The organism is Bordetella saccharivorans (genome assembly GCF_045862855.1).
In the GTDB taxonomy this organism is placed as follows: Bacteria; Pseudomonadota; Gammaproteobacteria; order Burkholderiales; family Burkholderiaceae_B; genus Bordetella_A; species Bordetella_A petrii_F.
This window is the reverse complement of the sequence record NZ_BAAFZO010000001.1, coordinates 1,223,091-1,238,094: the sequence shown is the minus strand read 5'-3', so window position 1 is coordinate 1,238,094 and position 15,004 is coordinate 1,223,091. Positions and strand designations below refer to the sequence as shown.

The following is a 15,004-nucleotide window of genomic DNA, read 5'->3' as shown; positions in this document are numbered from 1 at the left end:
GGGGAAAACCATGAACGCCTTTTTCTTGCAGGCAAGCCTGCATCGGTTGATGTCCTGCGTCATGCTGTCATGGTGCCTGGCCGGGAGTGCCATGGCCGCCTGGCCGGAGCGTCCTGTCCGGATCATCGTCCCGTTCCCGCCGGGCAACTCATCGGATGTTTCCATGCGGCTGATCGCGGAGAAGCTCAGTGCGGCGTTGCACCAGTCGGTCATCGTCGAGAACCGCACCGGAGCGGGCGGTGTGATCGGCACGGATTACGCGGCCAGCCAGCCGGCGGATGGCTACACCCTGGCGATGGGGTCGACCGGGCCCATGACCATTGCCCAATGGCTGCGGCCAGGCACCCTGGGCTACGATGCCGCGCGCGACTTCGTACCCGTCGGGGCGGTGGCCTGGGCGCCGCAGGTGCTGGTTGTACGCAAGGATTATCCGGCGTCCACCTACCAGGAGCTGCTTGCCTACGCAAAACGGCCCGGCGTCCGCCTGACGTATGGCTCGTCGGGCAACGGGACGACGCCGCATCTGGTCATTTCCTCCATGCTGGAGCAGTCCGGCCTGCAGGCCACGCATGTTCCCTACCGCGGCGGGGTGCAGACCGCCGCCGACCTGGTCGGCGGGCAGATTGATTTCATTTCCGACAACGTGCCCGTCGTCAATTCGCTGCTGCAAGCAGGCAAGGTCAAGGCGCTGGGGGTGACTTCCGCTTCCCGGATTCCGTCATTGCCGGATATCCCCACGCTGCAGGAGCAGGGGCTGAAGGGCTTTGACCTGCAGGGATGGATCCTGCTCCTGGCCCCGGCGGGAACGCCCGAGGCGGTCGTCGCCAGGCTGCGCGCGGAAATGGCGAAGCTGATGGCAATGCCCGAAGTCAGGGACAAACTCAATACGATGGGCCTGGTTCCGATGGAGATGTCCACGCAGCAGCTGGCCGGTTTCCTGCAGTCCGAGGCCGCAAAATGGAAGGACATCGTCCGCATCTCCGGCGCGGCGCAAAACTGATGACCATGGCCTAATGCGGCAGCACCAGCAGCCGGCCCGGCAGGGTGGGATGCGGCAGCACGTCGGCTTCGATGTCGTATACCGCGCGCAGGTGGGCCGGCGTCAGCACGGCCTGCGGCGTGCCGTCGGCCACGACGGCGCCCGCGCCCAGCAGCACCAGGCGGTCGCACCAGCGCGCCGCCAGGTTGACGTCGTGCACGATGACCAGCACGCCGACGCCCTGGGTGTGCGCCAGTTGCGCGGTGGTGCGCAACAGCGCCATCTGGTGCTTGGGGTCCAGGCTGGAAATCGGTTCGTCCAGCAGCAGGTAGCGGGGCGTGCCGGGTTCGCGCAGCGCCTGGCACTGGGCCAATATGCGCGCGAACTGCACGCGTTGCTGCTCGCCGCCGGACAGCTCAGGGTAGCGGCGCGCCGCCAGGTGCGGCACGCCGGCCAGCGTCAGGGCGGAGCCCACCAGCTTGTCGACTTCCACCGGGTCCAGCTCGGGGAAAGGGTAGGCGCCCATGGCGACTACTTCATGTACGCCCAGGTCGAAGCTCAGCGATGGCTTCTGCGGCAGCACGGCACGGTGGCGCGCCTGGCGGCGCAGCGGCAGGCCGGCCAGCGGCGTGCCGTTCAACCAGATGCCGCCGCTGTCCGCGCGCAGTTCGCCGGCCAGCGCGGCCAGCAGGGTGGACTTGCCCGCGCCGTTGGCGCCCAGCAGCCCCAGCACGCGGCCCGGTTCGATCTCGAGCGATACGTTCGAAAGAATGCGGCTGCCGCCGCGCGACAGGATCAGGTCATGGGCTCGCAAGCTCATCAGAATCTGCGCCCCCGCGCCAATAGCCACAAGAAGAACGGCCCGCCCACCAGGCTGGTGACCAGCCCGATCGGCAGCTCGGCCGGTATCACCACGATGCGGGCCAGCCAGTCGGCCAGCGTCAGCGCCAGCGCGCCCGCCAGCATCGACGCCGGCAACAGCCAGCGATGGTCCGCGCCGAGCGTCATGCGCACCAGGTGCGGTACCACCAGCCCGACGAAGCCGATGCCGCCGGTGGCCGCCACCAGCGGGCCGACGATCAGGGCCGTGGCCAGCACCAGCTTGTAGCGCACCGTGACCAGCGCGAAGCCCAGGTGCTGCGCTTCGCGCTCGCCCAGCAGCAGCGCGTTCATGGCGCGCCATTGGCGCATCAGCCAGGCCGACCACAGCAAGATCCAGGGAGCCAGGAAGGCCAGCAGCGGCCAGCTCGCGCCCGCCAGGCTGCCCATGCTCCAGAAGGTCAGGTCGCGCAGTTGCGCGTCGGTGGCCATGTAGGTCAACAGGCCGATCAGGCTGCCGGCCACGGTATTGATGGCGATGCCCGCCAGCAGCAGGCCCGCCACGCCGGGCACGCGGCGGCCCACCGAATACGCGGCGGCGGTGGCCAGCAGGCTGCCGGCGAAGGCGGCCGGCGCGGTCACGGCGAAACCGCCGGCGGTCATCACGATGGCGCTCACCGCGCCCAGCGCGCCGCCGGCCGAGATGCCCACCAGGCCGGGCTCCGCGAGCGGGTTGCGAAACAGCGCCTGCATGGCCGCGCCGGCGATGGCCAGCGCCGCGCCGGCCAGCATGGCGAACGCCACGCGCGGCAGGCGGATGTCGAGCAGGACGTTGCGCCATAGCGTATCGTCCGGCTGGGTGCCGGCGCCGGCCAGCACGCGCAATGCGTCGGCCAGGGGGATCTGCACGGCGCCACTGAGGGCCGCCAGCAGCGCCACCAGCAGCGCCGCCGCACCCAGGCCGGCCAGCACGGCGGGCCTGGATCGCCTAGCGGGCCGTATGGCGCTGGCGGCCCTGGCGAGCGACACAATCGGTCTCCTTCAAGGTGCGGATGGCTTGCGGCAGGCGCGGCCCGGTGCCCAGCGCCAGCAGGTCGTCCATGACGACGATGCAGCCGTTGGCCGCCGCGGGCGTGTTGGCCACGCCCGGCATGGCGCGCAGCTTGTCCATGCCGCCGGCCGCTTCGAGCGACATGCGCGGCACCACGATCACCTGCGGCGCCAGGGCGCTCAGGGCTTCGGCCGACAAGGGCTTGTAGCCTTGCTGGCCGGCCAGCACGTTGACCAGCCCCGACAATTCCAGCACCAGCGACGCGGCCGTATCGCTGCCGGCGCCCAGCGGCGTGCCGGTGCGGTTCATGATCAGCACCGCGCGCGCCTGCGAGGCCGGCAGGACGCGCGCCTCGGCCAGGGCGGCGGCCACCGACGCGGCCAGTTGCTCGCCGCGTTCCGGCACGTCCAGCGCGTGCGCGATCTGGCGGATGCGCTCGTCGAGCGATTGCACCGAAGGCTGGTCGGACACCACGGCCACGCGCACGCCCACTTCGCGCAGGCGCGCCAGCGCGGCGGGCGGGCCGGCCTGGTCCGAGGCCAGCACCAGGTCGGGGCGCAGGGCCAGCACGCCCTCGACCGGCACCGCCCGGTAATAGCCCACGCGCGGCAGCCGGGTGGCCGCTTCCGGGTACAGGCTGGACAGGTCGCTGCCCGCCAGGCGGTCCCCCTGGCCGAGCGCATAGACGATCTCGGTGACCGTGCCGCCCAGCGCCACCACGCGCGCGGCGGGCTCCGCCCGCGCCGGCCAGGCCGCGCAGGCGGCCGCCAGCAGGGCCAGCAGTCCTTGCAGCAATCGTGCCGCCATGGTGCTCCTTTGCATCGTCATGCGGCCAGCGGCTGCGCGCACAGGCTGGCCAGCAGGCGGCGCCAGCCGGCCAGCTCGGGCTTGCCGGGCTTGCGCTCGCCGAAGAATTGCGCGATCAGGTCGCCGCTGGCGGCGTACAGTTCCAGCGAGGTGATCCAGCCATCGCTGGTCGGCTTGCTGACGACCCATGCCGACACGATGGCCTGGGTATTCAGGTGCAGGTTGAATTTCGGATCCAGCACATTGAACCATGGCCCGGTGCGGCGCAGGTTCATGACCGGCCCGGTGTGGATCTGGATCATGCCGCGGTTGCCCACGAAGCACATGATGGACAGTTCCGAGTCCGCGGCCGCCAGCAGCATGCGCTCGGCCGCGTCGGCCTCGACGCGCTGCGCCAGGTCGATGCCGGCGGCTTCCAGCGCCGCCAGCCGCGACACCTTGAACTTGCGCAGCATGGGAAAGAACTCGTGCGTGTCCTGCATTGCCAGCCAGGCGTCGCGCAGGGCTTGGGGGTCGGCCACCGTGCCGGCTTCGTCGCCGGGTGGGTAGGGACGCGTCTCGGGCCAGGCGGGCTCGCCCGCGTAGCGCGCCACCAGCGCTTCGTAGGCGGCCGCGTCGGTCGCATCGGTGCGGTACACCTTGTGCACCGCCACGCCGGCGCGGTCGAAGAACTGCAGGCTGTGGCGGCCGTCCTGCTCGACCGCCCAGGCCGTGTCCCAGCCGCCGAAGAACACGCGCAAGTCGATGTCCGGGCCCAGCACCAGGCCCACCGGGCCTTCGGCCTGGATCGATTCATAACGGCCGTGGCGCTCGTGCACACACCAGTCGTTGCGGGTCAGCGCCATGACTTCGCCGAGCGTGCCCAGTTCGCGGAAGACCTGCTGCGGCGAGTCCGCGCGCGTGAGCGCCGTGGCGCGCAGCCCGCCGCATTGCGCGGCCACCCATTGCGCCTCGGATACGCCCAGCGCCTGGGCCAGGTTGCGGGCCCGCTGGCCGGGCTGGGCGGCGGCCAGGGCATCGTTGCGCGCCCGCAGTTGCGCGGCCAGTTCGTCGTAGCTTGCATTGCTCATGAGGTTGCTCTCCTGTGTCCGGGCGCGGCGGACGGTGCTGGCACCGGGCCGCGGCGTGCCGGCCCGTGGGTCAGTATTGATAGATTAATGAAATGCGCACGCTGCGGCCAGGCTCGGTGTACCAGTCTACCGGACGTGGCAGCGCCACCGCGCCGGCGGTGGGCACGTTGATGGCTTCCCAGTACTTCTTGTCGAACAGGTTGAAGACGCCGGCGCGCACTTGCAGCCCCCGCACCGCGGCGGGCTTCCAGTACGCCATCAGGTCCATCACGCCGTAGCCGGGAGCGCGGAAATCCGGGTTGGGCGCTTCCGCTGCGGCATCCGGATACTCGACCTTGTTGCGGCGCGCCGCTGCGGTCAACACGGCGTCCACGCCCCACTGCTCGCGTTCGTAGCCCAGGCCCAGGATGGCCTTGAACGGCGGCACCGAGTTCAGGTATTGGTCCGTGTCCTGGTCCCGGCCCACCGTCCACGCCAGCGAACCCCAGGCGCGCCAGCCCGGCGCGAAGCGCCAGTGGGCCGAGGCCTCCGCGCCGTAGATGCGCACGCGCGCGCGGTTGACCGCGCCGGTGACGCCCAGCGGATACTGGCCGGTCCAGCTGTCCTGCCACTGCGGCGAGCCGGGCGCCAGCGGCACCTGCTTGTCGATGAAGTCCTGGTAGCGGGTATCGAACAGCGACAGCGCACCGCCCAACTGCTCGTCGCCCAGGCGCGCGCCCAGTTCCCAGCCGCGGCTCGTCTCCGGCTTCAGGTCCGGGTTGCCCACGCGCAGGTAAGTGCCCGGGCCGCCGTAGTTGGTGTATAGCTCGGTGGCGGTGGGCGCCTTGTAGCCGTAGGCATACTGCGCGTACAGGGTCACTTGGTCGCGCGCCTTCCAGGCGCCCAGCAGGCGCGGCGAAAAACGCCCGCCGCTCGATGACGGCGGCAGCCCGTCGGCATTGGGATTGCTGGCATAGCCGGCGGTGGACTGCGGCTTCTGCTCGTAGTGGTCGTAGCGCAGCGCGGGTGTCAGCGTGTAGCGTCCGTCGGCAAAGCCGATCTCGTTCTGCACCCACGCGGCCCACTGGCTGCCCTTGACGCGCGGCATGTCGGCCTGGTTGCTGTGCAGCATGTCGCAAGCGCGCGGGCCGAACCGCGCGGGCAGGCCGGGCGGCAGTGCGGGGCAGTTGTCATAGCCGTCCGAATATTGCTCCGTGCGGTTGCCCACCCATTCCGCGCCCAGCGTCCACAGTTGCGACACCGCTCCGTCGATGCGCCGGGTGGCCTCGCCGTTCACACCGAACAGTGTCTCCTGGATGGAGTTGTCGCGGCCATAGGGACCGTTGGGGTAGCCGTAGCGCATCGGATCGCCCGGAATGATGAAGGCGCGCGAGTCCACCCGGCGCACGCCATCGAGCCCCTTGTCCAGCCGCAGGCGCTGCCAGTACAGCACCGCGCGGGCGCTGTCGACCGGCGCGCCGGCATGCGGCGCGCGGTACTCGTAGTCGAGCGACACTCGCTCGCGGCGGATTTTCTCGCTGGCCGTGTTCTCTCCCTCCAGGTAGCTGGTGCCCGGGCCTTGCTCGTATTTGCTGTCGCTGTCGGAATCGAAATCGAAGTACTCGCCCGTCAGGCCGACGCGGTGCCCGCCGTCCAGGCGCTGCTGCAGCTTCAGCAGCACGTTGCGCTGGGTATAGTGCTCCGGGTCGGGGCGGTCGCGTTGCGGACCATAGCCGCCATGATCGCCCCGGTTGTCCAGCGCGTGGCCCTTGCGCACGCCGGCCTGCAGCAGCCAGGCGGTATCGGACGGCAGCCGTCCGGCCAGTGCGGCGTTGGCGGCGCGGCTGGTATCGGCGGAATCGTAATCGCCCTTGACCAGCGCGCCGAAGTCGCGCCCGTCGCGCAGCAGGTCGTCCGGATCGAGGGTGTGCAGCTCGGCCGCCCCGCCCAGCGCGCCGGACCCGGCCGAAGCGGAGTCGGCGCCCCGGACGATGTCCAGGCGCGACAGGGCATTGAAGTCCACCGCATTCAAGCCGCCCTTCACGCCGCGCGCGCCGTCGTCCAGCCACGGCAGCCGGATGCCGTCGATGCGCGTGGCCACCCGGTCGCCGTCCAGCCCGCGGATATTGATGCTGTTGTTCCGCCGGTTGAAGCCCACGCCCGCATCCAGGCGCTTGCCCAGGTCGCTCCAGTCGCGCACCTGCATCGCATCCAGGTCCTGCCGCGTCGTGGCGCGCGCCCAGGCGGGTTCAAGGCGCGGCGCATCGGCCTGGACGGTGACCGGCGCTAGCTGGGTCACGGCAGCTTCCTGCGGCAGCAGCACGAATGCATTGGCGCCGCGCTCGCGGGCCACCAGGCCGGTGCCGTCCAGCAGGCGCCGCAACGCCTCATCCACCGCATAAGCGCCTTGCAGGCCGGCGCTGCGGCGTCCGCGCACCGCTTCAGGCTGGAACAGCACCGTCACTCCCGCCTGGTCGGCAAAGCGCGCCAGGGCTTCGCCCAGGTCGCCCGCCGGCACCTGGTAGCCGCGCTGCGGCGTCTCCGCCGCCGCCTGCGCCCGGGCCTGGCCGGCTGCCGTTGCCAGGCCGCCGGCCAGGCCCAGGGCGAGCAGGGCGCCAGCCAGCGCGGTGCGGCGCGGGCGCGGCGGCATGTGGAAGAACGAGGAAGCATGCAAAGGGGCCATGAGATACCTTGGAGAGCAGGTTCAACGGCAACCGGCAATGGGTTGCCTCTACCCTCCATGACCCGCATCGCGGCCGGACCGGACACGCCGGCGTGCATTTTTTGTTTATTTTCTTGACGGCCGTCTGCATCGGTTCATGCCTCGTCCGCGGGCCCCAGCGCGACCCAGTATGGAGTCACGTAGCGCACCCGCACCGGCAGCAGGGCGGGCAGCGCCTGCAACACGCCATCGGTGTTGTCCAGCTGGAACGTGCCTGAAATGCGCAGCGCCGCCACTGCCGGGTCGCAGCGCACCACGCCGGGACGATAGCGGTCCAGCTCGGCGGCGAAGGCGTCCAGCCGCATGGCGTCGGCGTGCAGCAGGCCGCGCAGCCAGGCGGGGCCGCGCGGATCGGCGCTGCGCCATGGATAGACCGTGCTGGCGTCGAATTCCGCCTGTTGGGCGGCGCGCAGCGATACGGGGCGCGTGTCGGCCCGCGCCGGCCGCAGCTCCACCTGGCCCGTCGTCACTTCCACCTGGCAGCGGTGCGCCTGCAGCCGCAATGCGAAGCGGGCAGCATGCGCGGATACCGAGCCGAGGCGGGTGAGCACCTGCAGCGGCAGGTCCGGCCCGGCGGCTTCGACGTAGATCTCGCCTTCGCGCAGCCACACGGCATGCGCGGTCGCGCTGAAATCCACGTCCACCGCGGTGGCGGTGTTCAACACCAGCCGCGAGCCGTCGGCCAGCGGCAAGTCGCGCCTTTGTCCGGCCGCGCTGCGATGATCGGCGCGCCAGGACGCCGGCGCCGCTTGCCAGGCGCTCCAGGCCGCCGGCGCCATCATCAAGGCCACCAGTGTCTTCAGCGTGGCGCGCCGCCCCTTGGCGGGGGGCCGGCCCAGCGTCGCCATGCCCAAGGCCGGCGGAATGAGCCTCAGCGCGCGGCTGACCGCCTGCGCGCGCTGCCAGGCCCGCTCGTTCTCGGCGCTGCGGGCGCGCCAGCAATCGCAGGCGCGCACATCGGCCGCGCTGGCCTGGCCCGACTCCAGCCGCATCAGCCAGCGCGCCGCTTCGCGCGCGACCTCGCGGTCCAGCGGCGGCTCGCCGCCGGATTCTATGGCGCCGCCAGTATGCACTGCTCGTAGCCTTGCACGATGTAGCGCTGCACGGTGCGCACCGATACGCCCAGCCGCCGCGCGATCTCGTCGTACGCCAGCCGCTCCAGTTGCGCCAGCAGGAAGGCCTGGCGCACGCGCGGCGACAAGGCGTGCAACAGCGCGTCGATCTGGTGCAGGGCTTCCAGGATCAGCAGCCGCTGCTCCGGCGACGGCACCTGCGGCTCGGGCAGGGCCGCCAGCGCTTCCAGGTAGGCGCGTTCCAGCGAGCGGCGCCGATAGTGGTTCGACAGCAGGCGCTTGGCGATGGTGGTCAGGTAGGCGCGGGGTTCGCGCACCGTGGCCAGTTCCGCCCGATGACGCAGTACCCGCACGAAGGTATCGTGCATCAGGTCGGCGGCATCGCAGGCATTGCCCAGCTTGTGCCTCAGCCAGCCGTCCAGCCAGCCATGGTGATCACGATAGAGGCCGTGGACGGCGTCATGCGGCGCGGGCAGGGAGGTCGACATGGCACAGGTCACGCAATGAAAATGAAAACCACTCTCATTCTAAATAATCCGCGCGCAGATGCAAACTCCGGTTACGCGCGTGCCCCTGCGCTACTATGGCCGCCATCCCCGCACAACGCCGAATGCCATGGGCCAGTCCCAAGAACTGCAGTTGCTGGTCGAACTCGTGCGCGCCGGCAGCTTTTCGGCGGCCGCGCGCGAAATGGGCGTGACCACCGCGGCGGTCAGCAAGCGCCTGGCGCAGATCGAGGACCGCCTGGGCGTGCGCCTGCTCAATCGCAATACGCGCCGCATCAGCCTGACCGCCGAGGGCGAGCTGTACCTGGACAACGCCCGCCGCATACTCAGCGACATCGAGCACCTGGACCAGCTCATCGCCAGCCGCCAGGGGCAGCCGCGCGGGCTGCTCAAGGTCAACGCGCCGCTCGGGTTCGGCCGCAGCTATATTGCCCCGGCGGTGGCCTTGTTCGCGCGCCGCTATCCGGATGTCGGGGTGCAACTGGAACTCACCGACGCGCCGGTCGACGTCGTGCAGGACGCGTTCGACGTGGCGATCCGCTTCGGCGACATTCCCGGCTCGCGCCTGATCGCCCGGCAGATCGCGCCGAACCGCCGCCTGGTGTGCGCGTCGCCCGACTACCTGAAGGTCCATGGCCGTCCGCGGACGCCGCAGGACCTGGCGCGCCACCAGTGCATCGTGCTGCGGCAGAACGAGGACACCTACGGGCTATGGCGCTTCATGAAGGACGGCCACAGCGAGACCATCAAGGTGCGCGGCCATCTCAGCAGCAACGACGGCGAGGTCACGCTGACCTGGGGGCTGGCCGGGCTGGGCATCCTGCAGCGCGCCGAGTGGGACCTGGCGCGCTACCTGCGCTCCGGCCGCCTGGAACTGCTGCTGGAGGACTACGCCTTGCCGCCCGCCGATATCCACGCCGTGTTTCCCGAGCGCAATCATCTCTCGGCCAAGGTGCGCGTGTTCATCGATTTCCTGGTCGACTATTTCCGCGACCGGCGGCAGGGCGGCGAGACCGCCGCCTGGTAGCCGCCGGCGCGCGGCCGTTCAGTTGACCGCCACGTTGGCCTGTTTGACCAGCCGGGCATAGCGCTCGGTGTCCTCCTGGATCTGCTGCGCCATGTGCGCGCTGCTGTCGCCGATCGGCACGGCGCCGATCTCGGCCATGCGCTGGCCGAACCCGGGCGACTTGATGATCTTCACCATCTCCGCGTTCAGGTGCGCCACCACGTCCGGCGGCGTGGCGGCGGGCGCCAGCACGCCGAACCAGGTGCCCATGTTGAAGCCCTGCAGGCCGGCCTCCTGCAGCGTGGGCACGTCGGGCAGCGCCGCCGAACGCTGGTCGGTGGTCACCGCCAAGGCGCGCAGCTTGCCGGATTTCACGTGCGCCAGCACCGGCGTGATGGTGTCGAACGACATGTCGATCTGCCCGCCCAGCAGGTCGGTGGTCAGCGGCCCGCTGCCCTTGTACGGCACATGCAGCAGTTTCACGCCGCCCATGTCCTGGAATTGCGCGCCGATCAGGTGCTGGCCGGTGCCCATGCCATTCGAGCCGAAGGTCAGCTTGCCCGGTTCCTGGCGCGCCAGCGCCAGCAGTTCCTGTACATTCTGCGCCGGCACGCGTGGGTTCACCACCAGGATATTGGGCACCAGCGCCACGGTGGTGACGGGCGTGAAATCCTTCTGGAAGTCATACTGCAGGCCGCGGTACACGCTGGTGGCAATGGTGTGGTGCACCGCGCCCATCAGCAGTACGTAGCCATCCGCGGGCGCCTTGGCCACGTAGTCCGCACCCAGCGTGGCGCCGGCCCCGGGCTTGTTCTCGACCACCACGGGTTGCCCCAGGCTCCTGGCCAGTTCCTGTCCCAGTGCGCGCGCCAGCACGTCGGTCGTTCCGCCGGCCGGGAACGGCACCACCAGGTTGATGGGCCGGCTCGGATATGTCTGCGCGCCCGCGCCGGCCGCCAGGGCCAGCCCCGCCGCGCACAGCGCGCCGGCCAGCAGGCGGCGCATGCCGCTCGGTTGTTTCTTCTGCATGATGTCTCCTCTTTCTTGTCGGGTAGTCTTGCTGCGGTTGGACGGTTTCCGACTCCCCGCGGCAGGTGTCTGACACCCACGGGGTGTCAGACACCTTGATTAACTCCTCCGGTGTCGGATACCGCCGTCAACTCCTCCGGTGTCAGGCACGGGAGGGAGTATCTGCACTACGCCGCCACGGGCGCGCTCTCGCGCAGGTAGCGGCAGACCGCGTCCGTCACCTGCGCCGTCGTCGCCCGGCCGCCCAGGTCGCCGGTATGCAGCGCGGGGTCGGCGGTGGCGCGTTCCACGGCCTGCATCATGCGGGCGGCGGCCGCCGCTTCGCCCAGGTGCTCCAGCAGCATCACCACCGACCAGAAGGTGCCGATCGGGTTGGCCAGCCCCTTGCCCATGATGTCGAACGCGGAACCGTGGATGGGCTCGAACATCGACGGGAAGCGGCGCTCCGGGTCGATGTTGCCGGTGGGCGCGATGCCGAGGCTGCCGGCCAGCGCGGCCGCCAGGTCGCTCAGGATGTCGGCGTGCAGGTTGGTGGCCACGATGGTGTCCAGCGAGGCCGGCCGGTTGACCATGCGCGCCGTGGCCGCGTCGACCAATTCCTTGTCCCACACCACATCGGGGAACTCGCGGCTGATTTCCAGCGCGATCTCGTCCCACATCACCATGGCGTGACGCTGCGCGTTCGACTTCGTCACCACCGTGAGGCGCCTGCGCGGCCGCGACTGCGCCAGCCGGAAGGCGAAACGCAGTATGCGCTCGACCCCGGCGCGGGTCATCATCGACACATCGGTGGCGGCCTCGATCGGCAGCCCCTGGTGCACGCGGCCGCCCACGCCGGAATACTCGCCCTCAGAGTTCTCGCGCACGATCACCCAGTCCAGGTCGCCAGGTCCGCAGCGCTTGAGCGGCGCGTCGATGCCGGGCAGGATGCGCGTCGGCCGCACATTGGCGTACTGGTCCAGGCCCTGGCAGATTTTCAGCCGCAGCCCCCACAGCGTGACGTGGTCGGGAATTTCCGGATCGCCCGCCGAGCCGAACAGGATCGCATCCTGGCCGCGCAGCAGGTCCAGCCCGTCGGCGGGCATCATTACGCCATGGCGGCGGTAGTAGTCGCCGCCCCAGTCGAAATCGCGGAACTCGAACGCGAAGGAGCCGTCGGCCTCGGCCAGCGCCTGCATGGCCTGGCGGCCCGCCGGGATGACTTCCTTGCCGATGCCGTCGCCCGGGATGGTCGCGATGCGGTATGTCTTCATGTGCCTGACTCCCGCCGGCGCCAGCCGCCGGCTCATTGTCGGGCACTGTACCCAGCGCGGCGCCGCGCCGGGCGCCGCGCGATTCAAAGCTTTTTCAACTTCAGGTTAACGGTGGCGGGCCGCTCCGCGCCGCCTTGCTGGACTCGCTGCACCAGCCACACGCTGCCGATCACGATGGCCATGCCGGCGATCTGCCATCCATTCAGGCGTTCGCCCAGCACGCCCCAGCCCAGCATCACCGCGGTCAGCGGGCTCAGGAAACCCAGCGACGCCACCACCGTGGGCCCGAGCCGGGCCAGTCCGCGGAACCACAGCGCGTACGTGAATGCGCCGCCGATCACCGCCAGGTACGCAAAGCCGCTCAGGTGCGCCATCGTCAACGCCGGCAGCGCGGGCTCCAGCCACCAGGCAAACGGCGCCAGCACCAGCCCGCCCGCCACCAATTGCCAGGCCGCGAACGCCAGCGGCGGCACTGGCGGCTGCCAGCGGCGGCTCAGCACCGTGCCCAGCGCCATCGCCACCGCGCCCACCAGGCCGGCGGCAATGCCGATGGGGTCCAGCGCCGCCTCGGGCGTCAGCACCAGCAGCGCCACGCCGCCCATGCCGGCCAGGGCCGCGGCGACCGACAGCGCGCGTATCGGCGTGCCCAGCAGCGCCCTGGCCAGCACGATGACGATGAGCGTCTGGATCGATCCCAGCGTGGCGGCCACGCCGCCCGGCAGGCGGTACGCGGTGACGAACAGCATGGCCCAGAAGATCGAGAAGTTGAGCGTTCCCAGCAGGGTCGCCCGCAGCCACCATGCTCCCCGCGGCAGCCGGCGCGCCCACAGCAACAGCAGCAGGCCGGCGGGCAGGGCGCGCAGCATGGCGACAGTCAATGGATAGCCCGCCGGCAGGAGCCCCGTGGTGATGACGTAGGTGCTGCCCCAGATGGCGGGCGCGAGGGCGGTGGCCAGGATATCGGCGCTGCGGCTCATTATCTTCCCTTATCAGGCAATTTGCAGAACTTGGGCGAGCGGCCGGCGGGGTTTCTGTGGCCAGTTGCCGGCAGAGGGGCGGCCCACGGCCACCAGCATTATCGGCAGTTCGTTGGGGGCAAGGTCGAACTCCTTGGCCACGCCGGCGGAGTCGAAGCCGCTCATCGGGCACGATGCCAGGTCCAGCGCCTGGACCGCCAGCATCAGCGTCGCCGCGCCCAACGTAGCGCTGCGCACGGCTTCGTCGCGCTGCTGTTGGGGCGAGCCTTCATAGAGTTCGCGGGCCGCCTGCATCCAGGCGCGGGCCATTCGGGTTGGCATCAGCCCGGCATCGATGGAAGGCTGCAGTCGTTCCGCGAGTACGTCGTGTCGTGCCAAGGCGCCTACGACAATGAAGGTGGCGGCGGCATCGCGCACTTTTTGCTGACCCCAGGCCAGCGCGCAGAGGCGCGCTTTAGCCGCGGCTGAATGTACGGCGATGAAGCGCCAATTTTGCAGGTTGAAGGCCGAGGGAGCGCGGGTGGCCAGCCCGACAAGCTGTTCGATCAGTGACACCGGAATTTGGTATGCGGAATCGAAGAAATTGGCCGACATCCTTTGTTCGATGGCGGTGATAAGGGGATTGTCCATCAGCCTTGTACTCCTTCAAGTGGCAAGAACGTCCCGGCCGGCCCGCAACAATGTGCAGAGTGCTTCCGGCAATGCAACAAAAAGGATTGAGTCCTTTTTCTGGACGCCCTCATACAAGGCTAATTGACCTACCTATAATTGATAATTGGCTATTTCGTTCATACACCATTCACTAATGGTGAATAATATATGGATCATCTCACTGCACTGCGAGTCTTTCGCCGGGTAGTCGAACTGGCCAGCTTTGCCCAGGCTGCGCGGCAATTAGGGCTGTCACCGGCGGCCGTCAGCAAGAATGTCGGCGAACTCGAGGCCCATCTGCAGGTGCGGCTGCTCAATCGAACTACCCGCCGCATGAGCCTCACCGAGGCCGGCGCCCTGTATTACGACCAGATCGTCCGTATCCTCGACGACCTCGATGAAGCCGGCCGCTCGCTGGGGCCCATGCAGACCCGGCCCAGTGGCGTGCTGCGTGTCAGCGCGCCCATGTCGTTGACCCTCATCGGGCTGTCCGAGGCCATTCCGCGCTTCTTGCAGGCCTATCCTGATTTATCACTGGATCTGCATCTGGACGATCGTCGCGTCGATATTGTCCGGGAAGGCTTTGACCTGGCAATTCGCGGCAGCGACCGCCTGGAGGACTCCAGCCTGGTTGCGCGCCGGCTCACGTTGTTGTCCCACGTGCTGTGCGGCGCTCCATCGTATTTCGAACAGCATGGCGTGCCTGCTGCTCCAGAAGAGCTGCAGACACACAACTGCATCCGCTTCAGCCTCTCCGGCCATGCGGACGAATGGGTGTTCGAGCGTGCCGGGCAAAGCGTACGGATCGCCATCAGGGGCCGTTATCGCGTCAATTCCAGCCTTGCCGTGCGCGATGCGCTGCGGGCCGGCTTTGGCGTCAGCCTGATCCCTCTCACTTATGTGCGGCAAGACCTGGCCGAGGGCCGGCTGCGGACCGTGCTCGACGATTGGTCCATGGTCGGCACCTACATTTACGCGGTATATCCCTCGCGCCGGCATGTGGCTGCCAAGGTGCGCGCCTTCGTCGATTTCATCGTCGAGGAACTCGCGCAACATCCCGCTATATGCTGAGCCGGCCCATC

General features: G+C 69.4%; 14 protein-coding genes. 3 read left to right on the top strand and 11 right to left on the bottom strand.

The genetic code is table 11. The features are described from left to right. The first annotated feature begins 10 nt into the window (after window positions 1-10). A complete protein-coding gene (locus ACKTT0_RS05925) occupies window positions 11-1,000 on the top strand; it encodes a Bug family tripartite tricarboxylate transporter substrate binding protein (RefSeq protein WP_407848913.1) in 990 nt (329 codons plus the stop codon). 10 nt (window positions 1,001-1,010) lie between these two features. Here ACKTT0_RS05925 and ACKTT0_RS05920 read toward each other — a convergent pair whose 3' ends face one another. From ACKTT0_RS05920 to ACKTT0_RS05890, 7 genes are all read right to left on the bottom strand, one after another. After that, a complete protein-coding gene (locus ACKTT0_RS05920; protein WP_407848912.1) occupies window positions 1,011-1,799 on the bottom strand; it encodes a heme ABC transporter ATP-binding protein in 789 nt (262 codons plus the stop codon). After that, window positions 1,799-2,770: a FecCD family ABC transporter permease gene (locus tag ACKTT0_RS05915; RefSeq protein WP_407852382.1), complete on the bottom strand. Its 972-nt coding sequence runs from the start codon at window positions 2,768-2,770 to the stop codon at window positions 1,799-1,801. Before ACKTT0_RS05915 ends, ACKTT0_RS05920 begins: the two co-directional genes overlap by 1 nt. A gap of 16 nt (window positions 2,771-2,786) precedes the next feature. Next, a complete protein-coding gene (locus tag ACKTT0_RS05910; RefSeq protein WP_407848910.1) occupies window positions 2,787-3,656 on the bottom strand; it encodes a heme/hemin ABC transporter substrate-binding protein in 870 nt (289 codons plus the stop codon). A gap of 17 nt (window positions 3,657-3,673) precedes the next feature. Next, window positions 3,674-4,726, bottom strand: a complete 1,053-nt coding sequence (locus ACKTT0_RS05905; protein WP_407848908.1) for a hemin-degrading factor — start codon at window positions 4,724-4,726, stop codon at window positions 3,674-3,676. 70 nt (window positions 4,727-4,796) lie between these two features. Further along, window positions 4,797-7,388: a TonB-dependent receptor gene (locus ACKTT0_RS05900; RefSeq protein ID WP_407848907.1), complete on the bottom strand. Its 2,592-nt coding sequence runs from the start codon at window positions 7,386-7,388 to the stop codon at window positions 4,797-4,799. 134 nt (window positions 7,389-7,522) lie between these two features. Continuing rightward, complete coding sequence (locus tag ACKTT0_RS05895) at window positions 7,523-8,500, bottom strand: FecR domain-containing protein (protein WP_407848905.1); 978 nt, start codon at window positions 8,498-8,500, stop codon at window positions 7,523-7,525. Continuing rightward, window positions 8,479-8,988, bottom strand: coding sequence for a sigma-70 family RNA polymerase sigma factor (locus ACKTT0_RS05890; RefSeq protein ID WP_407848903.1), 510 nt, complete (start codon window positions 8,986-8,988; stop codon window positions 8,479-8,481). The genes ACKTT0_RS05895 and ACKTT0_RS05890 overlap by 22 nt, the downstream gene beginning before the upstream one ends. A 127-nt stretch (window positions 8,989-9,115) precedes the next feature. On the opposite strand from ACKTT0_RS05890, the gene ACKTT0_RS05885 reads away from it, so the two are divergent. Continuing rightward, a complete protein-coding gene (locus ACKTT0_RS05885) occupies window positions 9,116-10,033 on the top strand; it encodes a LysR family transcriptional regulator (RefSeq protein ID WP_407848901.1) in 918 nt (305 codons plus the stop codon). A gap of 18 nt (window positions 10,034-10,051) precedes the next feature. Here ACKTT0_RS05885 and ACKTT0_RS05880 read toward each other — a convergent pair whose 3' ends face one another. The 4 genes from ACKTT0_RS05880 to ACKTT0_RS05865 form a co-directional block, all read right to left on the bottom strand. After that, window positions 10,052-11,041 carry a tripartite tricarboxylate transporter substrate binding protein gene (locus tag ACKTT0_RS05880; RefSeq protein WP_407848900.1) on the bottom strand — a complete coding sequence of 330 codons (990 nt, stop codon included), beginning with the start codon at window positions 11,039-11,041 and terminating at the stop codon, window positions 10,052-10,054. Window positions 11,042-11,208: 167 nt separating this feature from the next. After that, entirely contained in the window at window positions 11,209-12,294 is a 1,086-nt protein-coding gene (locus tag ACKTT0_RS05875; RefSeq protein WP_407848898.1) for a tartrate dehydrogenase, read from the bottom strand. 83 nt (window positions 12,295-12,377) lie between these two features. Further along, complete coding sequence (locus ACKTT0_RS05870; protein WP_407848896.1) at window positions 12,378-13,271, bottom strand: EamA family transporter; 894 nt, start codon at window positions 13,269-13,271, stop codon at window positions 12,378-12,380. Window positions 13,272-13,283: 12 nt separating this feature from the next. Continuing rightward, a complete protein-coding gene (locus ACKTT0_RS05865; protein WP_407848894.1) occupies window positions 13,284-13,901 on the bottom strand; it encodes a nitroreductase family protein in 618 nt (205 codons plus the stop codon). A 189-nt stretch (window positions 13,902-14,090) separates the two neighbouring features. Here ACKTT0_RS05865 and ACKTT0_RS05860 point away from each other — a divergent pair, with 189 nt between their 5' ends. Continuing rightward, a complete protein-coding gene (locus ACKTT0_RS05860; RefSeq protein ID WP_407848892.1) occupies window positions 14,091-14,993 on the top strand; it encodes a LysR family transcriptional regulator in 903 nt (300 codons plus the stop codon). Window positions 14,994-15,004: the final 11 nt, after the last annotated feature.